General features: G+C 64.1%; 19 protein-coding genes and 1 tRNA gene. 9 read left to right on the forward strand and 11 right to left on the reverse strand.

Features of this window, described 5'->3' with window-relative positions:
- The first annotated feature begins 123 nt into the window (after positions 1–123).
- From gyrA to eda, 6 genes are all read left to right on the forward strand, one after another.
- Positions 124–2916, forward strand: a complete 2793-nt coding sequence (gene gyrA / locus CFR79_RS03480) for a DNA gyrase subunit A (RefSeq protein ID WP_102324707.1) — start codon at positions 124–126, stop codon at positions 2914–2916.
- On the forward strand, positions 2909–3421 hold the full coding sequence (gene coaD / locus CFR79_RS03485; RefSeq protein WP_102324851.1) for a pantetheine-phosphate adenylyltransferase: 513 nt from the start codon (positions 2909–2911) through the stop codon (positions 3419–3421). Before gyrA ends, coaD begins: the two co-directional genes overlap by 8 nt.
- A gap of 63 nt (positions 3422–3484) precedes the next feature.
- Complete coding sequence (locus tag CFR79_RS03490; RefSeq protein WP_110546987.1) at positions 3485–3976, forward strand: peptidylprolyl isomerase; 492 nt, start codon at positions 3485–3487, stop codon at positions 3974–3976.
- 230 nt (positions 3977–4206) lie between these two features.
- Positions 4207–4282, forward strand: a tRNA-Lys gene (locus CFR79_RS03495).
- A gap of 719 nt (positions 4283–5001) precedes the next feature.
- Positions 5002–6840, forward strand: coding sequence for a phosphogluconate dehydratase (edd, locus tag CFR79_RS03500; protein ID WP_110546938.1), 1839 nt, complete (start codon positions 5002–5004; stop codon positions 6838–6840).
- A gap of 42 nt (positions 6841–6882) precedes the next feature.
- Positions 6883–7497: a bifunctional 4-hydroxy-2-oxoglutarate aldolase/2-dehydro-3-deoxy-phosphogluconate aldolase gene (gene eda, locus CFR79_RS03505; RefSeq protein ID WP_102324709.1), complete on the forward strand. Its 615-nt coding sequence runs from the start codon at positions 6883–6885 to the stop codon at positions 7495–7497.
- Positions 7498–7544: 47 nt separating this feature from the next.
- On the opposite strand, the gene alkB is transcribed toward eda, so the two are convergent.
- Together alkB and CFR79_RS03515 are read right to left on the reverse strand one after the other, a co-directional pair.
- Positions 7545–8201 (reverse strand): DNA oxidative demethylase AlkB, encoded by a 657-nt coding sequence (alkB, locus tag CFR79_RS03510; RefSeq protein WP_110546939.1) that lies wholly within the window; start codon positions 8199–8201, stop codon positions 7545–7547.
- A gap of 71 nt (positions 8202–8272) precedes the next feature.
- Complete coding sequence (locus CFR79_RS03515) at positions 8273–9022, reverse strand: DUF2076 domain-containing protein (protein WP_110546940.1); 750 nt, start codon at positions 9020–9022, stop codon at positions 8273–8275.
- A 212-nt stretch (positions 9023–9234) separates the two neighbouring features.
- On the opposite strand from CFR79_RS03515, the gene CFR79_RS03520 reads away from it, so the two are divergent.
- Positions 9235–10125, forward strand: a complete 891-nt coding sequence (locus CFR79_RS03520) for a glycine--tRNA ligase subunit alpha (RefSeq protein WP_102324853.1) — start codon at positions 9235–9237, stop codon at positions 10123–10125.
- A gap of 7 nt (positions 10126–10132) precedes the next feature.
- Positions 10133–12193, forward strand: a complete 2061-nt coding sequence (gene glyS, locus CFR79_RS03525; RefSeq protein WP_110546941.1) for a glycine--tRNA ligase subunit beta — start codon at positions 10133–10135, stop codon at positions 12191–12193.
- Between the two features lie 30 nt (positions 12194–12223).
- Here glyS and CFR79_RS03530 read toward each other — a convergent pair whose 3' ends face one another.
- The 6 genes from CFR79_RS03530 to CFR79_RS03555 form a co-directional block, all read right to left on the reverse strand.
- Positions 12224–12619 carry a DUF3293 domain-containing protein gene (locus CFR79_RS03530; protein WP_110546942.1) on the reverse strand — a complete coding sequence of 132 codons (396 nt, stop codon included), beginning with the start codon at positions 12617–12619 and terminating at the stop codon, positions 12224–12226.
- Entirely contained in the window at positions 12619–13773 is a 1155-nt protein-coding gene (rodA, locus tag CFR79_RS03535) for a rod shape-determining protein RodA (protein WP_102324854.1), read from the reverse strand. The genes CFR79_RS03530 and rodA overlap by 1 nt, the downstream gene beginning before the upstream one ends.
- 63 nt (positions 13774–13836) lie before the next feature.
- Complete coding sequence (gene mrdA, locus CFR79_RS03540; RefSeq protein ID WP_102324714.1) at positions 13837–15756, reverse strand: penicillin-binding protein 2; 1920 nt, start codon at positions 15754–15756, stop codon at positions 13837–13839.
- Positions 15757–15792: 36 nt separating this feature from the next.
- Complete coding sequence (locus CFR79_RS03545) at positions 15793–16359, reverse strand: rod shape-determining protein (RefSeq protein WP_102324715.1); 567 nt, start codon at positions 16357–16359, stop codon at positions 15793–15795.
- Positions 16356–17270, reverse strand: coding sequence for a rod shape-determining protein MreC (mreC, locus tag CFR79_RS03550; protein ID WP_102324716.1), 915 nt, complete (start codon positions 17268–17270; stop codon positions 16356–16358). The genes CFR79_RS03545 and mreC overlap by 4 nt, the downstream gene beginning before the upstream one ends.
- A gap of 143 nt (positions 17271–17413) precedes the next feature.
- Positions 17414–18460 (reverse strand): rod shape-determining protein, encoded by a 1047-nt coding sequence (locus CFR79_RS03555; RefSeq protein ID WP_102324717.1) that lies wholly within the window; start codon positions 18458–18460, stop codon positions 17414–17416.
- 304 nt (positions 18461–18764) lie between these two features.
- Here CFR79_RS03555 and CFR79_RS03560 point away from each other — a divergent pair, with 304 nt between their 5' ends.
- Positions 18765–19298 carry a hypothetical protein gene (locus tag CFR79_RS03560; RefSeq protein ID WP_102324718.1) on the forward strand — a complete coding sequence of 178 codons (534 nt, stop codon included), beginning with the start codon at positions 18765–18767 and terminating at the stop codon, positions 19296–19298.
- Positions 19299–19384: 86 nt separating this feature from the next.
- Here the strand turns inward: CFR79_RS03560 and CFR79_RS03565 are convergent, their stop codons facing one another.
- The 3 genes from CFR79_RS03565 to CFR79_RS15770 all read right to left on the reverse strand — a co-directional run bounded on the left by CFR79_RS03565 (position 19385) and on the right by CFR79_RS15770 (position 22792).
- The gene (locus CFR79_RS03565) at positions 19385–20959 is read right to left on the reverse strand and encodes a 2-isopropylmalate synthase (RefSeq protein WP_110546943.1); all 1575 of its coding nucleotides are present in this window, start codon (positions 20957–20959) and stop codon (positions 19385–19387) included.
- 325 nt (positions 20960–21284) lie between these two features.
- Positions 21285–22235 carry an N-acetylmuramoyl-L-alanine amidase family protein gene (locus CFR79_RS03575; protein ID WP_110546945.1) on the reverse strand — a complete coding sequence of 317 codons (951 nt, stop codon included), beginning with the start codon at positions 22233–22235 and terminating at the stop codon, positions 21285–21287.
- A gap of 374 nt (positions 22236–22609) precedes the next feature.
- Positions 22610–22792: a hypothetical protein gene (locus tag CFR79_RS15770; protein ID WP_162900392.1), complete on the reverse strand. Its 183-nt coding sequence runs from the start codon at positions 22790–22792 to the stop codon at positions 22610–22612.
- Between the last annotated feature and the right edge of the window lie 21 nt (positions 22793–22813).

Genomic DNA, 22813 nt, shown 5'->3' on the forward strand with positions numbered 1-22813 from the left:
CTGACCGTGCTATGGTACGCATGGACCTGATGGCGGCCCCAACGCGCCATTCCTGCCTACCGTCCCGCCCCTGCGCCGTTATGGTCGCCCGGGGTGGGATAACCCTGACATGACGGAACTGCCTTGACCGAGATACCCGACGATCCCCTGCCCCCGTCCGACATGCTGCCGGTCACGATCGAGGAGGAAATGCGCTCCTCCTACCTGGCTTACGCCATGTCCGTCATTGTCAGCCGCGCCCTGCCGGACGTGCGTGACGGGCTGAAGCCGGTTCATCGCCGCATCCTGTATTCAATGCGCGAAAGCGGGTTCACCCACGACAAGCCCTATCGCAAATCGGCCCGCGCGGTCGGTGACGTGATGGGTAAATACCATCCCCATGGCGACTCCTCCATTTACGACGCCATGGTGCGCATGGCGCAGTCGTGGTCGATGCGGGTGAAGCTGATCGACGGGCAGGGCAATTTCGGGTCGGTCGATGGCGATTCCCCCGCCGCCATGCGTTATACCGAAGCCCGTCTGGCCAAGGCGGCTTCCTTCCTGCTGGACGACATCGACCGCGATACCGTCGATTTCCAGCCCAACTACGATGAAAGCGAGCAGGAACCCCAGATCCTGCCCGCCGCCTTCCCCAACCTGCTGATCAATGGCGCATCCGGCATCGCCGTGGGCATGGCGACCAACATTCCCCCGCACAACCCCGGCGAGATAATCGATGCGACCCTGGCGCTGATCGAGCGCCCGGACATGACGCTCGATGACCTGCTGGAATACGTGCCGGGACCTGATTTCCCCACGGGCGGCACCATTCTGGGCCGTGCGGGTATCCGCAGCGCATTCGAGACGGGACGCGGTTCGGTCATCATCCGCGCCAAGGCCGAGATCGAGGAAATCCGCAAGGACCGCAAGGCCATCATCGTGACCGAGATCCCCTATCAGGTGAACAAGGCCACGTTGCAGGAACGCATTGCCGATCTGGTGCGCACCAAGCAGGTCGAAGGCATTTCCGACATTCGGGACGAAAGCGACCGTTCAGGCATGCGCATCGTCATCGAGACCAAGCGCGAGGCGACGCCGGAAGTGGTGCTGAACCAGCTTTACCGCTTCACGCAGCTACAGACCTCGTTTGGCGTGAACATGCTGGCGCTGGATGGCGGGCAGCCGCGCCTCATGGGGCTCAAGGACGTGCTGGAAGCGTTCATCCGCTTCCGTGAGGACGTGATCCTGCGCCGCGCGCGCTTTGACCTGAACAAGGCGCGTGACCGGGCCCACCTGCTGGTCGGTCTGGTCATCGCGGTTGCCAATATCGACGCGGTCATCGCCCTGATCCGCGCAGCGCCCGATACGGGGGCCGCGCGTGCCGCGCTGATGGCGCAGGCATGGGATGCAGCCGATGTGGCGCCCCTGCTGCAACTGATCCATGACGAAGGCAATGTCATCGTCGATGGTCGGGTCCACCTGACGGAAGCACAGGCTCGCGGCATCCTTGAACTGCGCCTGCAGCGCCTGACCGGGCTGGAACGCGACAAGATCCAGCAGGAACTGTCCGAAGTGGCGGTGCGCATCAACAGCCTGCTGGAAATCATCGCCAGCCGGCCGCGCCGCATGGAGGTCATGCGTACCGAACTGGCCACCATCCGCGCCGAACTGGCTACCCCGCGCGCCACCGACATTGCCGATTACGCGGGCGACCAGACCGATGAAAGCCTGATCGAGCCGGGACAGATGGTTGTCACCATCACCCGCGAAGGCTTCATCAAGCGCACGCCGCTGGACGTATTCCGCGCCCAGAATCGTGGCGGCCGTGGCCGCACGGCGGCGGGACGCCGGGGCGACGACATCATCGTGCGTTCGTTCAACGCGCATACGCATCAGTGGGTTCTGTTCTTCTCCTCGGGCGGGAAGGCATACCGCGAAAAGGTCTGGCGTCTGCCTGAAGCCAGCCCCACCGCGAAGGGGCGCGCGCTGGTCAACCTGCTGCCCGATCTTGGCAGCGACACGATCACCGCCGTCCTGCCGCTGCCGCAGGATGAGGATCTGTGGGAAAACCTGCACCTTGTCTTCGCCACGGCATCGGGCAGCGTGCGCCGCAACCGGCTGAGCGATTTCCGCAACATCCGTTCATCCGGCCTGATCGCGATGAAGCTGGATGACGAGGACCGCCTGATCGGCGTCGCCACGTGCCGCGAAGGGCAGGATGTATTCCTTGGCACCCGCAACGCGCGCTGCATCCGTTTCCAGATCACGGACGACACGCTGCGTGTCTTTGCCGGGCGCGGCAGTTCGGGCGTGCGGGGCATCAAACTGGCTGAAGGCGACAGCGTGAACAGCCTGTGCGTGCTCAACCACGTCGAGGCCACGGTAGAGGAACGCGCCGCCTATCTGCGCATGGCCAATGCCCGCCGCCGCGCCGAAGCAGCGCAGGAAGGCGAGGAAGCGGAAGAAACCGTCGTAACGGACGATGCCGAAATCGTGGCAGACGACCTGCCACTGTCCCCCGAACGGTTCGCGGAGCTGGAAGCGGCGGAAGAAGTGCTGCTGATCGTCAGCAATGCGGGTTTCGGCCGCCGTTCGTCGGCTTATGACTACCGCGTCAGCGGGCGTGGTGGACAGGGCATCAACAACATGACCTTCTCCGCCAACAAGCGCGGCAATGCGGTCGTGGCGACACTGCCGGTGCTGGAAGGCACGGATGTCATGCTGGTAACCGATGCGGGCCGCCTGATCCGCCTGCCGATCGGGCAGGTGCGCATCATGTCGCGTCAGGCCAGCGGCGTAACCCTGTTCCGCCTGAACGACACCGAGGAAGTGACCAGCGTGTTCCCCGTCATGGATGAAGATGACGACGGGGAAGAAGCCGAAATCGCTGATACGGAAGCCGATACCCCCGCCACCGATGCAGGGCAGGATGACTGAACCCGCCCCATCCCGTACCGGCTTCTATCCGGGCACGTTCGATCCCGTGACCAGCGGGCATATGGATATCATCGAACGTGCGGCGGGCGTGATGGACCGGCTGGTGATCGGCGTGGCCGAAAACCGGGACAAGCAGCCCCTTCTCCCGCTGGAGGAACGGCTGTTATGCCTGCGGACCGATATCGCCCCCCTGAATGAAGGGCGGGCGAACCCGATCACGGTCATCGGTTTTACGGGACTTGCGGTGCATGCGGCGCGTACGCATGGGGCGCATGCAATCATTCGCGGACTGCGGGCGGTTGCAGATTTCGAATACGAGAACCAGATGTTTGGTATGAACCAGCATCTGGCGCCCGACATTGACACCCTGTTCCTTATGGCACGGGAAGGGCACCAGTACATTTCTTCCCGGCTGGTAAAGGAAATAGCCCGGCTGGATGGTGATATTTCCGGTTTTGTTCCACCTTTTACCCGCGGGCACATCCTAAAACGCCTGCGCGGCTGACAGGCTGGCGGTCGCGTCCCGCGCTGCCGGTTCCTTCACACCCCAATCACGAAACGGATCATGATGTCTGCTACAGAAAACAAATCCGACCTGATCAACGTCGACCTCAAGACAGGACGGGTGGTGATCCGCCTGCGTCCCGACATTGCACCACTGGCGGCCGAGCGTATCCGCACGCTGGCAGCCGAAGGGTTTTATGACAACACGCCCTTCCACCGCGTGATCCAGGGCTTCATGGCGCAGGGCGGCGACCCGACGGGCACCGGCACGTCCGGCAGCAAGCTGCCCGACCTGAAGGCGGAATTCACCCGCGCGGCCAAGTTCGAGCGTGGCACGATGGGCATGGCCCGCACCATGAACCCGGACAGCGCGAACAGCCAGTTTTTCATCATGTTCGAGCCCTCCCCCCACCTTGACGGCCAGTACACCATCGTGGGCCAGGTGATCGAAGGCATGGACCACATCGACCAGATCAAGCGTGGTGCGGGCCAGAGCGGCATGGTTCAGGACCCTGACCGCATCATCAAGATGCGTCCCGCCGACGCCGAAGCCTGATTGATCCATCCCGCCGGACAGCGTGCGCCACCTGCGCACCTGTCCGGCGGCCTGTTTCCGGTCGGAGCCAGACAGCCGTTTGCGGCCCATGGTACCGGCCGGTTTTTCCATCCCGGCGACCTGCGGCCCCACGCACAGGTTGACACCCCCGCCGAGGATGTTTAGAGACCTGCGCAAGGCGGCGGATCACGGGTTTTTCCTGTGCTTTAGCCCCTTCATACAGGCGATGTGAGCCGGTAGCTCAGTCGGTAGAGCATTCGACTTTTAATCGAATGGTCGTGGGTTCGAATCCCACCCGGCTCACCATCCCCTGTTCCCCCCATAAAATACTCCCCTGAAGGGTTGGCCGCGTTTCTGAACGGCCCCTGAATCTGTTGCACAGTCCCGCCAGGGCTTAACGGTCATGGTGCGGTAACGGACAGAACCCTCGACCGGGGAATGTTCGCTAAATCCTCCTGCGAACCGCGATGCGCGCATCAACAGGCACGCGCATGCCCTGCCGTGTTCGCGCGACGGCAGTCTTCTGGCTGAAACGCCCACAAAAACCGAACACCGTACCGCCATCCCTGCCCGATCAGGCCGGAAATCCCGCTTAATGATCCCCGGCGGAAGGGTATTGTCTGGCAGGCGCCAAATAGATGGACGTGTTCGCCAGCAGCAGCGGGAACCTGTGACCTGAATTCCTGTTAGGGGAATGAAATATGGTGTTTTTACAGGCCCTGCCCCACCTTTCAGGGAAAAGGAAGAACCATCCCGCGCATGCCCCTGTAGCCGCTGACAGGTGATGGCTGTTCGTTTCTTGATCGAAAATCATTCGCTTTCATAATTTAGTTATAATTTTGTGATTATTTTTATAATTTTATGTCTTGATCTATGGGTGTTTTTTCAAATAGATGTCCACAAGCCTTGCGGTCATACGACATTCGCACATTCCGACCGCTTTCAAACCCGCCTTCATCGCCCGTGCGATGACTGCGAACCGGCCCCCTCCCATAGGTCGGGTCTAGAAAAGTCTGTGAGATTCCATGAGTCTGCATCCCGTCCTGACCGCCGTGACCGAACGGGTCATCACACGTTCGGCTGGCAGTCGCCGCGCCTATCTGGACCTGATCGCGCGCGAAGGTGAAAACGGCATCAGCCGCCCCCGTCTGGCCTGCGGCAACCTGGCCCACGCCATCGCGGCGTCGGAAGGGGACAAGCAGGGCCTGCGCGCAGCGCGCGGCATGAACGTGGGCATCATCACGTCCTATAACGACATGCTGTCCGCCCATCAGCCCTATGGCCGCTACCCGGACCAGATCAAGCTTTACGCGCGTGAAGTCGGCGGGACGGCACAGGTGGCCGGTGGCACGCCCGCCATGTGCGACGGCGTGACGCAGGGGCAGCCGGGCATGGAAATCTCGCTGTTCAGCCGCGATGTCATCGCCCTGTCCACCGCCGTCGGGCTGAGCCATGGCATGTACGAAGGCGTGGCCATGCTGGGCATCTGCGACAAGATCGTGCCCGGCCTGCTGATCGGCGCGCTGCGCTTTGGCCACCTGCCTGCGCTGCTGATCCCCTCCGGCCCCATGCCATCGGGCCTGCCCAACAGCGAAAAGCAGCGCATCCGCCAGCTCTACGCCGAAGGCAAGGTGGGCAAGGACCGGCTGATGGATGCGGAATCCGAATCCTACCACGCTGCGGGCACCTGCACGTTCTACGGCACGGCGAATACGAACCAGATGCTGATGGAAGTGATGGGGCTGCACCTGCCCGGCTCCTCCTTCGTCCCGCCTAACACGAAGCTGCGCCAGGAACTGACCCGTGCCGCCATCCACCGCCTGAGCGAGATTGGCGCACGGGGCGATGACTACCGTCCGCTGGGCCTGTGCGTGGATGAACGCGCCATCGTCAACGCAGCCGTAGGCCTGCTGGCGACGGGCGGGTCCACCAATCTTGCCATCCACCTGCCCGCCATTGCACGCGCGGCGGGCATCGTGATCGACTGGAGCGATCTGGACCGGCTTTCCTCCGTCGTGCCGCAACTGACGCGCGTGTATCCCAACGGGTCGGAAGACGTGAACGCCTTCCACGCCGTGGGTGGCATGCCCAGCCTGATCGGCTCCCTGCTGGATGCGGGGCTGCTGCATCCCGATATCCTGACCGTGGCGCGTGGTGGCTTTGCCGCCTATCGCAACCGCCCGGTCATGCGTGACGATGCGCTGGTATGGGAAGAGGCAGGCCCGTCCACCGATGAAAGCATCCTGCGCGCGCCCGCCAATCCCTTCCGCGCCGATGGCGGCATGAAGGTGATGGAAGGCAATCTGGGGCGGGGCATCTACAAGACCAGCGCCGTCGCCTCCGAACGCTGGACAATCGAAGCCCCGGCGGCAGTGTTCGACGATCAGGAGGACGTGCTGCGCGCCTTCCGCGATGGAAAGCTGGATCGTGACGTGGTGGTGGTCGTGCGCTTTCAGGGACCGGCCGCCAACGGCATGCCCGAACTGCACAAACTCACCCCCACGCTGGCCGTGCTGCAGGACCGGGGACATAAGGTGGCCCTTGTCACCGATGGCCGCATGTCGGGCGCCAGCGGCAAGGTGCCCGCCGCCATCCATATCGGCCCGGAAGCCTATGTCGGCGGCCCGCTTTCCCTGCTGCGCGATGGGGACATGGTGCGTGTGTGCGCCCATACGGGCCGGATCGAGGCCATAGTGGACGCAGCACAGTGGACCGACCGCACCCCGGCCCGTCCGCCCGCACCACAGTTCGGCACCGGGCGGGAACTGTTCGCGCTCATGCGCGGCGGCGTGGACAGCCCCGAACGCGGGGCATCAGCCATCCTTGCCTCCATGGACCGTATGGCCGCACAAGAGAACGCGTAAGGCGGCCAGGCGCCGCAAACAGTTGTGAAAGGGAGCCAGCCCATGGCCCAGATTGAAGACATCATGACCATCGCGCCGGTTATTCCGGTACTGGTCATCCATGATCCCGCCCATGCCCGCCCCGTGGCGGAAGCACTGGTTGCAGGGGGCCTGCGCGCGCTGGAAGTCACCCTGCGCACCGAATGCGCGCTGGAAGTGATTGCGGAAATGGCGAAGGTTGAAGGGGCCGTTGTCGGTGCCGGAACCGTGCTGAACGGCGATGACCTGAAAAGTTCGGTCGATGCGGGCGCGCGCTTCATCGTAAGCCCCGGCCTGACCACGGACGTCGCCAGGGCGGCCACCGCTGCCGATGTGCCGCTGCTGCCCGGCACGGCCAATGCCAGCGACATCATGCGCGGCCTCGACCTCGGGCTGACGCATTTCAAGTTTTTCCCTGCCACGGCAGCGGGCGGCATTCCGGCGCTCAAGGCGCTTTCCGCTCCCTTTGGCCGCGCACGCTTCTGCCCCACCGGCGGCATCCGTCAGGATACGGCTTCGGAATGGCTGGGCCTGCCTTCGGTTCTGTGCGTGGGCGGATCGTGGCTGGTTCCCGCCGGAACACCGGATGTGGCCGCCATTACCCAGCGGGCACGCGAAGCCGCTGCCCTCACGGCCTGATCCACAACGCTCGGCGGTCCGTAATGGGCCGCTGACCATCACCCCCGCTATGCCGTGCGGCGGAAGGTCAGGTTATACCGGCACGGCCCGGTCAGGGGATGGTCCCCCTCACGCAATGGCGCGATGCCATGAAATGCCAGCCGTGTCGTCCCGCCCCATACGACCACATCCCCATGCAGCAGGGGAATGCGCCGTAACGGGTCCGTACGCAGCAGCCCACCCCACAGGAAGATGGCGGGCAGGCCGAAGGACAGGGACACGACCGGTGCGTCTGCGCGTTCGTCACGATCCTGATGCAGGCCCATGCGTGCGCCAACCCGATAACCGTTAATCAGGCACGAATCGGGCGCGAAACCCTCATATCCCGCCATTGCGGCAGCCGCGACCGCCATCTGCCGCCACCCCTCCGGCATGGCGGGCCATGGCTGGCCCGTCAGGGGATCGCGTTCCTCATACCGGTAACCATACGCATCACTGCACCAGCCCCGTAACCCGCAACAGGTCATGGCAACGGACATGCTGCCCCCGCCCGGAGTCGTCATCCGCCGGAACGGAGACTGACGGGCCATCCGCCGGATCTGCGCAATCATGTCCGCCGCATGGGATGACGCATGGCCACGCAGGATCAACGCGCCATCATCCAGTGGTTCGGGCCCTGATCCGGCGGATTGGGGAAGATCAAGGGGAAATTCCCGCTGGGTCATCGCTCCTCCCCCCGAAATGAAAAAGGGCATCCATAACGGATGCCCCCTTCCCTATTTCAGCCGCCAGCGGATCAGAAGCTGTTATCGTCACCCGCATCGAAGCCACCGCCGTCATCAAACCCGCCGGACGCATCGCCGCCTGCGTCGAACCCGGAATCGGCAGCGGTGCCGCCACCTGCGAACGGATCGCCGCCGCCCGCGCCGTCACCGTAATTGTTGTTGATGATGGTCTCGCCCGGCTGGGACATGCCGCCTGCGAAGCCACCCGCGTCATGATGGCCGCTGAACAGGTCCGTCAGCGCGTTACCCACCATCATACCGCCCGCCACACCGGCGGCGGTGGTCAGGGCCGACCCCAGAAAGCCCGAGCCACGGGCGGGAAACATGCCCGGCTGCATGCCCTGCGGATAGACCGGCTGCGGCGGCGGGGATGTGGGAGCGGCACCACCACCCCACCCCGGAGGGGGCGCTGCCTGCGCACGCTGGCCACCACCGAACATGCCACTGAAGAATCCGCCACCGCCGCTGGGCTGCTGGGGGGCGGCCTGCTGCTGCTGGAGTTGCTGCTGCGCCTGCTGAAGCTGCCACTGAAGCTGGCGAATCCGGTTCTGCGCTTCAGCCAGGGCGGCTTCCTGCACCACCGCCATCTGGGTGACGCGATAACCGGCTTCAGGATATTTCTGGAACATCTGCCCGATATACTGATTGGCCTGCGGGTCAATCGGCGGAAGCTGGGAGGTCGTCTGCGGCACGCTGCCCGATGCAGCCCCCCCCACCCGCGCGAAAAACTGTGTGATCAGATCACGTTCCTGGTCGTTCATCCTGTCTGTCCTGCCTTGGGCTGGGAAAAGCGTATCCCCGCAGATGTGGTCCGTGCAATGGCGATGCGCAAGGCCAAATACCGCCAGATCATGACAGGTTTGGCCTTATGCCATGCCCCGCCTTTCGGTCGCGGCGGCATAACGGTATGCTGGCGCGCGATTTTGCGCCAGATGGTGCATACCCTGTCCCCGTTTACCGGAGCATCTTGTTCATGGACCCGGCCCCCGTGCCCCGATCACCCACATCCCCGCGCCCGCTGTCGTTCCAGGGGCTTATCCTGAAACTGCACCAGTTCTGGTCCGATCAGGGCTGCGCCATTCTCCAGCCCTACGATACGGAAGTGGGGGCGGGTACGCTGTCGCCGCATACCACGCTGCGCGCGCTGGGATCGCGCCCGTGGAAGGCCGCCTATGTCCAGCCCTGCCGCCGCCCGTCCGACGGGCGGTATGGCGAAAACCCGAATCGCCTGCAGCACTATTACCAGTATCAGGTCCTCCTCAAGCCCACGCCGGAGGAAAGCCAGAAACTGCTGCTGGACAGCTACCGCGCCATCGGGATCGATCCGCTGGAACACGACATCCGCTTTGTCGAGGATGACTGGGAAAACCCGACCATCGGCGCATGGGGTCTGGGCTGGGAAGTCTGGTGCGACGGGATGGAGGTGACGCAGTTCACCTATTTCCAGCAGGTCGGCGGCATTCCCACCGTCATGCCTTCGACCGAACTGACCTATGGTCTGGAACGCCTTGCGATGTACGTGCAGGGAATCGAGAATGTCTATGACCTCGATTTCAACGGGCAGGGGCTGAAATATGGCGACGTGTTCCTGCGCGCGGAACAGGATTACTCCCGCCATAATTTCGAACTGGCGGATGTGGAAATGCTGCACCGCCACTTCATCGATGCCGAAAACGAATCCACGGCCCTTGCAAAGGCCGGTCTGGCGCAGCCCGCCTATGACCAGTGCCTGAAGGCCAGTCACCTGTTCAACCTGCTCGATGCGCGCGGCGTGATTAGCGTCAGCGAACGCGCATCCTATATCGGCCGCGTACGCGCGCTGGCGAAACGCTGCTGCGAAGCGTGGCTGGCGGGCGAGGAATAAGACCATCATGCCCGAACTTCTTATCGAACTCTTCTCCGAGGAAATTCCCGCCCGCATGCAGGCGCGCGGGGCAAGCGACCTCGAACGCCTTGTGTGCGAGGCGCTGGCCCCGCTGAACCCGCGCGACGCCACGACCTTTGCCGGTCCGCGCCGCATTGCCCTGTCCGTTACGGTGGACGCCACCGTGCCGGGTGCGACGGTTGAAGAACGCGGCCCGCGTGAAAGCGCACCCGAGAAGGCGCTGGCCGGTTTCATGCGCAAACATGGCGTGGAACGTGATGCGCTGGCGCTGGAAAACGGCTTCTGGGTCCTGCGCCGCACCATCGCGCCCGTGGCCGCCGGCCAGCAGATCGCGGATGTCCTGCCCGGCCTGCTGCGGCGTTTCCCGTGGCCCAAATCCATGCGCTGGGGCGTTGGCAGCGCCTTTACATGGGTGCGCCCGCTGCGCAGGATCGTCTGTATCCTTGATGGTGAGGTCGTCGATTTCACGCTGGCGGAAGGCGAGGATAACGGCCATGGCCTGCGTTCGGGCAACCTGACGGAAGGCCACCGCTTCACCGCGCCGGGGGCATTTGCCGTCAGCAGCACGAAAGACTGGCTGGATGGTCTGCGCACGCGACAGGTGGAACCGGACGCCGCCGCGCGCCGCACCCTTGTTGCCGAAGGCGTCGCCCGTCTTGCCGGTGAGGAAGGTCTGAATGTCGCCGCCGATCCCGGCCTGATTGACGAGGTCGCGGGCCTGACGGAATGGCCGGTCCCCTTCCTTGGCCGGATTGACGACGAATTCATGAGCCTGCCGCCCGAAGTCATGCAGGTGTCCATGCGGGTGAACCAGCGTTACTTCGCGCTGCGCAATTCGGATGGATCGGCGGCACCGCGTTTTGCCTTTGTCGCCAACCTGCTGCCCAGCGATGGCGGCAGCCTGACCATTGCGGGCAATGAGCGCGTGCTGCGCGCCCGTTTTGCCGATGCCCGTCATTTCTGGGATCTGGACCGCGCCACCCGTCTGGCTGAGCGCGTACCCGCGCTGGACCGGATCGTGTTCCATGCCGCACTGGGCAGTCAGGGCGCGCGCGTGCAGCGCATCGAACGTCTGGCGGGCATACTGGCCGGGATGACCGGCGCGGATGAAACGCAGGCCAGACGCGCGGCCCTGCTGTGCAAGGCGGACCTGACCACCGGCATGGTGGGCGAATTCCCGGAACTGCAGGGCATCATGGGGGCCTATTACGCCCGCCATGACCGGGAAGACGATGCGGTGGCCGATGCCATCGGCGCACATTACATGCCACGCGGCCCACACGATGACGTGCCGACCGCGCCGGTTTCGGTCGCGGTCGCGCTGGCGGACAAGATCGACATGCTGGTGGCCTTCTTCGCCGTGGGTGAAAAGCCCGGCGGGTCGGGCGATCCGTATGCCCTGCGTCGGGCGGCACTGGGGGTTATCCGCATCATCCGCGAAAACGGGCTGCGGCTTGATCTGGCGCGCGTCTTCTGGGAAGCAGCACAGGGCCTGCCCGAGGATCTGCGCCTTGCGCCCGATCTGGATGTTCTGCCGGAATTCGTGGCCGACCGCCTGCGGGTGCAGTTGCGTGGCGAAGGTGCGCGGCACGACATCCTTGCCGCCGTGTCGGTTGGCAATACCGATACCGACATCGTGCGCCTGCTGGCCCGCGCCAGCGCCATTGCCGACATGCTGGCCAGCGAGGACGGGCGCAACATGCTGGCCGCCACCAAGCGCGCGGCCAACATCCTGCGCATCGAGGACCGCAAGGACGGCCCGCATGAGGGCGCGCCCAACCCCGCGCTCTACACCCAGCCTGAAGAGCGGGAACTGGCCGGAGAACTGGAAAAGACCATTCCCGCCGTGGAACAGGCCATCGCGCAGGAACGCTATGCCGACGCCATGCGCGACGTGGCGGCGCTGCGCCCGGCCCTCGACCGGTTTTTTGAGGTGGTGACGGTCAATGACAACGATCCCGCCGTGCGCGCCAACCGCCTGCGCCTGCTGTCGGAACTGCGCCGGATGACGGTGCTGATCGCCGATTTCAGCCAGATCGAAGGCTGACCCGGCTCTGGCCTGACGCCCCGAGCGGTGTCAGGCCAGATAGACCAGTCGCGCCGGTCGGTCACCATTCAGCACGACCACCGCATTCTGCCGGAACAGGCGCGCCAGACGCAGCCCCCGCGCCAAGGGCACGCGCACCGCATAAAGCGGTTCGGACCAGCTGCCCAGACGCCCTTCCCCCAGTTCATGCTTCACCCCACGCAGATGCTGCGACAGCGCCTGCATCATCCGGTGATTCCAGCCATCGGGACGCAACCTGCCGCCGGGATTGCACGCGCTCAGCAGCACGATATCCCCCTGCGGCACCACGCAACGCCGCCACTGCGGCCTGCGCCCGATACGGATCACCGGCAGGCCCGGCACATGATAGGTGCTGAGCCGGTAGGAACGGCTGACGGCGGGCGTTGGGGGCAGGATGCCCGCCATCAGTTGTCTTCCCCCGTGGTTTCCCCGAACGTGGCATTCCGATGGACCCATGCGGACATAAGCAGCCCGAACCCGAACATCACCATGAGCATGGCCGACCCCCCATAGGAAATCAGCGGCAGCGGCACGCCCCCCACCGGGATCGCCCCCATCACCATGGACAGGTTGACCGCACAGTACAGGAAGAAGTTCATGGAAATGCCCAGCCCCAGCAGCCGCCCGAACTGGTTGCGGCTGCGCATGGCGATCAGCATGCCGCCAAAAATCAGCAGTAGCAGCATGCCGATTATGGCGATGCCACCGACAAAGCCCCACTCCTCCGCAATCATGGTGAAGATGAAATCTGTCTGCTTTTCAGGCAGGAAGTTAAGTTGCCCCTGCGTGCCCTGAAGATAGCCCTGCCCCCACATCCCGCCTGAACCCAGCGCAATCTTGGACTGGATGATATTATAGCCCGCCCCCAGCGGATCGCTTTCGGGGTGCAGGAAGGTGGTGACGCGGGCCTTCTGGTAATCATGCAGGTGGCTGTATGCAATCCTGGCCAGAAACGGCACGGGCAGCACCACAAGGGCAATCTGCCACAGCCGCATGCCCGCGCCGAAAAACATGCTGGCCCCAACGGTACCGATAATGACGGCGGTGCCAAGATTGGGTTCCTTCAGCACAAGGGCGACCGGCACCAGCACCATGAGTGCCGGGGGAATGAGCCGTAGGGGATTGCCCATCCTGCGATAGCTGATTTTGTGGAACCATGTCGCCAGCATCAGCACCAGCGCGATCTTGGCCAGTTCCGATGGCTGGACCTGCATGCCACCCAGCATCAGCCATCGCTCGGCCCCCTTGCCCACATGGCCCATCCGCAGCACCGCCACCAGCAGGACCAGCGAAAAGATGTAGATGGGCCATGCCATGCGTACCAGAATGGCGGGACTCATCAGCGCCATACACAGCATCATGACCAGCCCGAAACAGAACCGGATGGATTGCGGCCCGGCAAACGGGCGCGACGTGCCCCCACCCGCCGAATACAGCGCCCCATATCCCACCACCGCCAGCGCGCAGATCAGCAGCACATACAGCCAGTTGATCTGCCACAGCTTGGTCAGGATCTGGAAATTGGGCTCGGCGCGCAGCAGGCGCTTCTGGAATTTCATTCCATTCTCCACAACAGGCACGGACGCGGCCATAGCCCCATACGGGGCCTGCGGGCGGGTGGTCTAGTCCACTTCCGCCTGCGCCACTTCCTGCCCCGGCGGCTCACGGTGATTGACCGGATCGCGGCGCAGGACATCGGTCATGATATCACGCGCAAGGGGGGCGGCCACATCCGCGCCCGCATTGCCGTGTTCGATCACCACCGCCGTGGCATAGCGCGGCGCGTCATAGGGCGCAAAGCAGATGAACAGCGCATGGGGCCGGTATTCCCATGGCAGGTTGGCGGAATTGAAATGCCCGCTTTCACGCAGCGCACGCGACACGCGCCGCACCTGCGCCGATCCGGTCTTGCCCGCCATCTGTACGCCGGGAATATCCAGCCGCGCCTTGGGGGCGGTTCCCCCTTCCTCATTCACCACGGCGAACATGCCCGCGCGGATGTCCGCAAAGAAATGATCGGGCATGCTCATGCCCGGCGCGTGGCCAAGGTCGGTCAGGTCGGCCATATGCCCGGCCACCGAGCGGATGAGATGCGGCTGGACATTGCGCCCCGTGGCGATGCGCGATGCGTAGGTGGCCAGTTGCAGCGGCGTCACCTGCACAAATCCCTGCCCGATACCGCTGACGATCGTATCCCCCCCGTTCCAGTGCCGGCCATGCGCGCGCCGCCATGCCGGGGTGGGAATCAATCCCTGCCGCACATGCGGCAGTTCGATTTCAGGCAGTTTTGTGCCCAGACCGAACAGTTCGGCTGTCGCGGCGATGGCATCCATGCCGGTGCGCCGCGCGACTTCGTAGAAGAACACATCACAGGAATATTTCAGCCCCTGACGCAGGTTGATCGACCCGTGCCCCCAACGCGACCAGCAGTGAAAGCGCGTGCCGCCCACATCGATATAGCCGGGACAACTGATCCGGTCACTGGGCGACAGCGTCCCCGCGCGCAGCGCCGCCATGGCCACGGCAGGCTTGAAGGTGGAACCGGGCGGATACAGTCCCGACACGGCCTTGTTGATAAGGGGCGTCTGGCTGTTATTGGTCCATTCGATCCACTGCGCCTGACTGACGCCACTATCGAACAGGGAGGGATCGAAGGACGGGTTGCTGACCATGGCCAGCACTTCGCCATTGCGGCAGTCCATCACCACCGCGCTGGCCGACTGTTCCCCGATGCGACCGAGCACCTGCTGCTGGAGGCCGCTGTCGATGGTCAGCGCGATCTCGTCGCCCGCCTGTCCTTCATCGCGGTCCAGTTCGGCCATCACGCGGCCTACCGCGTTGACTTCCATTTCCACGGACCCGACCTGCCCGCGCAGGTTCGTGTCCTGTGTCTGTTCGATGCCCGAACGCCCCACCCGCATGCCGGGCAGCGCCAGTTCGGCATCATGCACCACGTCCTTTTCGGCCGGGGGCGCCACGTAACCGACCACATGCGCCATGAGCGGCCCGAAGGGGTAGACGCGCGTGGTCCCGACATCGATCAGCACGCCGGGCAGCGACGGCATGTTGAGTTCCAGCCGCGCCATGTCATCCCATGACAGGAAATCGCGCAGCATGATCGGGATGAACCGCCGCTTGTGACGCAGTTCATGTTCGATGCGGGTGGTGTCGCGCTGTTCCAGCGGCACGATCTGGGCAAAGCGTTCCAGCGTGCCGGGAATATCGCTGGTTTCTTCCGCCAGCAGGAGCGCGCGCCAGTTGATGCGGTTGGCCGCGACCGAAATGCCGAAACGGTCCGTAATGCGCCCGCGCGGCGGCGCGAAGAAGCGTTTGCTCAGCCGGTTGTTTTCCGCAAGCCTGGCGTAATGGCTGCCGTCACGAACCTGAAGCCCGTACAGACGTTCCCCCAACGCGCCCAGCACGGCCCCCTGTGCCGCCATAAGCAGCAGGGCGCGGCGGGTGAACACGCCCCGCGAAGGGTTCTTGCCTTCGTCGGGACGCGACATCAGCCGGTTGCCAGACTTCTTTTTACGAAACGTCATTCACTCATCCGGCACGGAGAGGCCATTCCACCCGCTTCAGGAGTGGTCCGCGTTATTGATGACAAAACGGTAGGTCCACGCGAATCCTGCATACAGGACAGGAAAACTGCCAACGGACAGAACTGTCTCGAAAACAAAAGGCAGAAACTCCACAACATGCAATGCCAGCGCGGAACACAGCACCCATTGTAGCGCCGTAACCCCTACCATCACCATGGCAAACACAAGCCACAGAACAAAAAAATTGACCCGTGCCAGCGTGTACCGTCCCGACAGCGCAACGCCATGTACGATCAGCATCATGAGCAGCATGACACCCGCCGGACCGAAGCTGAGGATGTCCGCCCATATTCCCAGCACGAACACCGCCACGGACGGCATGAGGGCCGGCGCAAAGACCGACCACAGGAACACCATCGCCATGATGATGGCGGGCATCAGTTCCACCTGCCCGGGCAGGTTCAGTGGCGCCGACAGCACCAGTGTCACGAAAAACACCACCAGACACGGCACGCTGTTGCGCATGCCATGATCGATCCGGTTACCCAGCCCCGCACGGGGATGGATGCCCGGACGGATGGGCGGGGGCGAGAAGGTTTTCATCCATGCAGCCCCTTGTCCTGATTGATCTGGAACTGCGAGGGCAGCACCATCGTCCGCCCGACAGGCGGCAGCGGCACGCGACCGGGGGCGTCTGGCGGGGCGACGCTGTCCTCATAATCAAAGATACGCACGATATCGATATGGTCCAGCGCCGCCGCCGGCACCACCACCGGCATGCCGGGACGCAGGTAATGCACATGCCCCACCGGCAGGCCGGCGGGCAGGCTTTCGATTTCCCCGTTGGTAACGACACGCTCGCCTTCAACGGGCAGGTTGTCCTGCGGGTAGAAGATGATGCGCGGCATGGGGGAATTGTCACCCGCCATGATGGCCGCCGCATGGCTGGCTTCCAGCGTTACGGGCAGGCGGCTGGACGAATCGGTAATCAGCAGCACGCGGGCCGAACGCCTGCCCACTTCGGTCACACGCCCGACCAGTCCCGCGCCATCAAGGGCGATGCCCCCCTTGTGGACGGACGTATCGGGATTGATCGCAAGCAGGACGGCGCGCGCATAAAGCCCGCTGGTGTCACGCACCACCCGACCACTGACGAAAGTGGGTGCGTTATCGGGAATCCAGTGCAGGTTGGCCTTCAGCGTTGCGTTTTCGTCCGCCAGGGCCGCCGCCACGTCGTACCAGTGCCGCAGGGACGTGTTTTCGGCGCGCAGGCGGATATTCTCCGCTTCCAGATTACGGATGTCCTGCAGGTTGCCCGAAAGCCAGCGCAGCTTTTCCTGCGGCCATTCCACCATCCGGTAGGCTGGGGCCAGCAGGTCGGCCGTCTGCATGCGCAGTTTTTCGACAAGCGTGCGATCCGCCTTGCCCAGCAGGATCACCCCGAAGGCCACAAGGATCAGCGCAGGCAGGACCAGCTTGCCAAGCGCCTGACGGAACTGGATGGAAACAGGCATCACGCCATCCCTTCACGCGGGACAGATACGTCCAGCCTGCCGGGTTGTCCAATACTGCCTGATCGCCGGACCTGCATCGTCCTGCGTCTCCTCCATCAGCGTGCCGCCCCTGCCTGTTCCGGGCGGCCCGCCTGTCCCGTTCGTCAGTACATGCTTGTCAGTACATTGCGCAGGCGCTTCATTTCCTCAAGCGCGCGCCCCGTCCCCATCGCCACGCAGGACAGCGCATCCTCCGCCACCGTGACCGGCAGGCCGGTCTCGCGCCGCAGGACTTCATCCAGACGGTAAAGCAGCGCGCCACCACCGGTCAGGACAATCCCCTTGTCCACGATGTCGGCCGCGAGTTCCGGCGGCGTGTTTTCCAGCGCCGTGGTCACCGCATCAAGGATCTGGCTGACCGGTTCGGCAAGGCTTTCGGCGATCTGCCCCTGCGAGACAACGACTTCGCGCGGGACGCCATTGATCAGGTCACGGCCCTTGACCTCCCGCCACGGCCCCGGATCGTCGGGATCATCAGGCGGCATGGCGGAACCGAGGTTGATCTTGATCTGTTCGGCCGAGCTTTCGCCAATCAGCAGGTTATGGTTGCGACGGATGTAGGAAATGATCGCCTCATCCATCTTGTCGCCGCCCACGCGCACGGAGCGGGCATACACGATCCCGCCCAGCGAGATCACGGCCACTTCCGTCGTGCCGCCGCCGATATCGACAATCATGCTGCCCGAAGGCTCGGTCACCGGCAGGCCCGCGCCGATCGCCGCCGCCATCGGTTCCTCAATCAGGAAGACCTTGCGCGCGCCTGCACTTTCCGCACTTTCCTGAATCGCACGGCGTTCAACGGCGGTGGAGCCGGAGGGCACGCATACGATGATAAGCGGGCTTGCGAACATGCGGCGGTTGTGAACCTTGCGGATGAAATGCTTGATCATTTCTTCCGCAACTTCAAAATCAGCGATCACGCCATCACGCAGCGGGCGGATGGCAGTGATGTTGCCGGGGGTGCGGCCAACCATCTGCTTGGCTTCCTCACCCACCGCAAGGACCTGTTTCTTGCCCCGTACTTCCGCCAGCGCGACGACCGAAGGTTCATTCAGGACGATCCCGCGCCCCTTGACGTAAACCAGCGTATTCGCCGTGCCGAGGTCGATCGCCATGTCAGCGGAAAGCAGACCCAGTACACGAGCAAACATCCAGAACCCCCAACATCAAAACCAGACAGGACTGTCCCACATCCCGACTGGCAACCCATGTCATCATGACATGCCTGCGTTACGTCGAAAACCGTCTGGATAAGTTCGAGGGATTACCGACGCGGACAGGCAGGGGCAAGGGGCCAGACGATTTTAATTTGTTAAAATCTTCATGCCCGAAGCGATTATTACAAAATGTCCCGCTTTCGTCATGGTCAGACCATCATGGCCGCACCATCTTGTATCATGAACGCGGCAGGGGTGTCATCGTGCCACCCCGTCCGCGCTACCGGGAAAGACCCATATGAAGACTTCATCTCCCTCAACCACCTTTCGCCCGGCATTGCTGCTTGCCGCCGGGCTGTGCCTTGGACTGGGGGCGTGCGAGAACACCCGCGACCCCGGCGAACGCGCCATTGGCGGCGGGCTGATCGGCGCGGGTGGCGGGGCGCTGATCGGTGGCCTGGCGGGCGGCGGAACGGGCGCTGCGATCGGCGCACTGGCCGGCGCGGGTGGCGGTGCGGCCATCGGGGCGGCCACGACCCCGTCGCGACGCCCGCGCAACGCCCCGCCTTCCACCATCTGCCCCGACGGGCGCGTGCTCCCGCCCGGCTACCCGCCACAGAGCTGCCCGCCCCCCGCGGGCGCCGCGCCCGCAGGTTACGCAGCCCCACAGGGCTATGCCCAGCCCAGCTATCCCGCGCAGCAGCAGGGCTATTACGGCCAGCAGGGCAGCAGTTACTACGGACAGCAGGGCGGCTATTCCCAGCAGCCGGACGGCTACAGCCAGCCGGGCTATCCGCAGGGCGCCTATCCTGACGGATATGGCGGCTACTGATCCCGCGAAAATGACAACGCCCCGGCACGCAATACCGTGCCGGGGCGCTGCATGCATGAACGGGTCATGCTACAAGGAACGCGGGATCAGGCATCCAGCGCAGCGGGTTCCGCCCGGTCGCGCTTGACCAGCAGTTTGTTCAGCGCATGGACATAGGCCCGCACGGCGGAAACCAGCGTGTCCGCATCCGCACCCTGACCGTCAACCAGCTTGCCGCCTTCTTCCAGACGGACCGAGGTACGGGCCTGCGCGTCGCTGCCCTCGGTCACGGCACCGACGGAATACAGTTGCAGGGTCGCATCATGGGCAACGATGGCGCGGATGGCGTTGAAGGCGGCATCGACCGGCCCCTGCCCTTCCGCATGGCCTTCCTCACGCCTGCCATCGACTTCCAGCACCAGATCAGCGGTGGCGGGACGGCGTGATCCGGCGGTTACATCCAGCGCCACGAAGCGGATGCGGGCATGGTCGCGCACTTCATCGTCAACCAGTGCGACCAGATCCTCGTCATAGATGACCTTCTTGCGGTCGGCCAGATCCTTGAAACGGCTGAACGCCTCGTTGAACTGGGCTTCTTCCAGATTGTCGTACCCCATCGCCCTGAGCTTGTCGCGGAAGGCCGCGCGGCCCGAATGCTTGCCCAGAACCAGTGACGAGCGGGTCCAGCCCACGCTTTCGGGTGTCATGATTTCGTAAGTGGCGGCATTTTTCAGGATGCCGTCCTGATGGATGCCGCTTTCATGCGCGAAGGCGTTGCGGCCGACAATGGCCTTGTTGGGCTGTACGTCAAAACCGGTAATGGTGGACAGCATGCGCGATGTGCGCAGCAGGCGTTCGGTATGGATGCCCGTGGTGTAGGGCAGCACGTCATGGCGCGTGCGCAGCACCATGATGATTTCTTCCAGCGCCGCGTTGCCCGCGCGCTCGCCAATGCCATTGATGGTGCATTCCACCTGTCGCACACCCGCATCAAGTGCCGCGATCGTGTTGGCGACCGCCAGCCCCAGATCGTTATGGTTATGGGTGGAGAAAATCACCTTATCCGCACCCGGCACGCGGGTACGCAGGTCGTTGAAGATGCGGGCCATGTCCTCGGGCGTGGAATAGCCTACGGTATCGGGGATGTTGATGGTGGTCGCACCCGCGCGGATGGCGGTTTCCACACAGCGGCACAGGAAATCGGGATCGGTGCGCGAACCGTCCTCGGCGGACCATTCCACGTCATCGGTGAACTGGCGGGCCGCACGGTTGCCGGCTTCGATCACTTCCAGAACCGTTTCGGGCTCCATGCGCAGCTTGTACTTCATGTGCAGCGGCGAAGTGGAGATGAAGTTGTGGATACGCCCACGCTTCGCGGGCCTGATCGCCTCGCCCGCGCTGGCGATGTCGTTCTTGCCGCCACTGCGCGCCAGTGCGCATACGACGGTGTTCTTCACTTTCTGCGCGATCTGGTGGACGCTGTCGAAATCCCCCTTCGATGCGACGGGAAAGCCCGCCTCCATCACGTCCACGCCCAGTTCCTCCAGCGCTTCGGCCATGCGCAGCTTTTCAGCCAGATTCATGGAAAAGCCGGGCGACTGCTCACCATCACGCAGGGTGGTGTCGAAAATGATGACGCGGCTGGCGTCAATACGGCCAAAGGAGGGATGATCGATGCTCATGGTAATACCTCGGACATATCCGGATGTGGGACGGGTGGCACGGCTGCGTGCCGCCTCTGTCAATTCGTGTTCGCGGACCGCATGACCGGCCCGATCAATCCCCTGGGCGCACCGGCACGGGCCGGCCCTGCTCGCTCAGGGGCGGATAAGTCGAAGACGAAGAAGCCCGGCACCGGCACATGCGCGCGCGGACAGGTGCGCATATGCGCCCGATCCAGCCCCAGCGATGTGCGCTATCGTTACCATGCCGCGCACAATACAGGCAGGCGGGCTGATTGCAACCGCTAAAAACAGGTCTGGCCACAGGCTGTGGTGGTGGTGCGGCCTACCCCGTGGCATGCGTTACCATGCTGTCGGTCGCGAAATAACGATCGATCGCCTGCACCATGGCGCTGGCCACGACCATGCGGTGCGCGGCCTGACGCAGGGCGGCTTCGTCCATATGATTCGACATGAAGCCCATCTCCACCAGCACGGAGGGGATATCGGCCGATTTCAGCACCACGAAGGAGGCGTGACGGGAAGGATGCTGCAACAGCCCGACACGCGGACGGAAGGCGGTTACGATGCTGCTGGCCATATGGGCCGCGCCGTGGCGCGTTTCCTCGGTCACCAGACTGGCGAGGATTTCCTGCACTTCGGGGGATGTCGCATGCACCTGCGGGCCGCCATAGCGGTCGGCGCTGTTTTCGGTCTGGGCCAGCATGGCCGTCTGCCGGTCCGATGCCCTGGCGGCAAGGGTGTAGACACTGGCGCCGCGCACGGCGGGGTCATGCAGCGCGTCGGCATGCATGGAAATGAACAGCGCCGCCTTGTGGGTATGCGCAATATCCACCCGGCCTTCCAGCGGGATGAAACGGTCATCGGCCCGGGTCATGGCCACGCGGTAGCGTCCGCTGGCCTCAAGCTGGCGCTGGAGTTCACTGGCGGCGGCCTCCGCCACATGTTTTTCATACGTGCCGGAAATGCCGATGGCGCCAGGGTCCTTCCCGCCATGGCCGGGGTCAAGCATCACCAGCGGCTTCGGGGCGGCAGCTTTCCCGATAATGGCCGGGGCATGCAGGGGGTGGGTGGCATGGTGCGCGGCGGCGGCCGCATGGACATGCGCAGGCACAGGGGCCGCCACCCGCGCCACGGCGACGGAAGGCACCAGAACGCCCAGACCGGCCACCACCGCGCGCCGTCCCGGCTGGATGATGGCGCCCTTTGCCGCCGGGGCGTCATCGTGCGGCCTGCGCGGCTGCGCGTCCTGTCCATCGGGCCGGCCTGTGGTCATGCGTGGGGTTCCGGGCAAAACGGTTGCGGGCGAATCCCTTTCCATTATCATCATACGGGCCGTCCGTCAGCGGGATAAACGCGCAGCCCCCTTGCGGAAAGGGAAACATTGCGTCATGCTGCCCAGCCGTGATGGACCACGCCAAGTCCGAACTGCCGCAGGGCATGTCCGAAACGGCTGGATGCCCCAAGGCATGATTGACTCCATCCGGCATGCCTCATGCATGCGCGGCAGATGCTTACCGGCCTTACATCCGGCCACGCCACGGCGTGGGGGCCTATGCGGCGCACGACCTGATGCAGCCGCGCCGGTGTTCCCGATCGACAGGAAACCGGATGACAGACCTGTCGATACGGAAGGCCCCGCCCCGGCAATCAGGCCGGGCAGCGCCCTCCCCAGATCATGACCGAGGATGGATTGGACACCACGCGGGCTTTTTCCGCACCGACGATGACACCATGCCCGAACACGGGCGGCAGCATGCCGCCAGTGGTCCATGGGCATGCGCTGTCCGTCCGCCTGCCACGCGCGAGCGCCCGATCCGAATCCGGTCCCATTATTTTTAATGTTTCTGTCCG

It is taken from the genome of Komagataeibacter saccharivorans (assembly GCF_003207825.1).
Lineage (GTDB): Bacteria > Pseudomonadota > Alphaproteobacteria > Acetobacterales > Acetobacteraceae > Komagataeibacter > Komagataeibacter saccharivorans.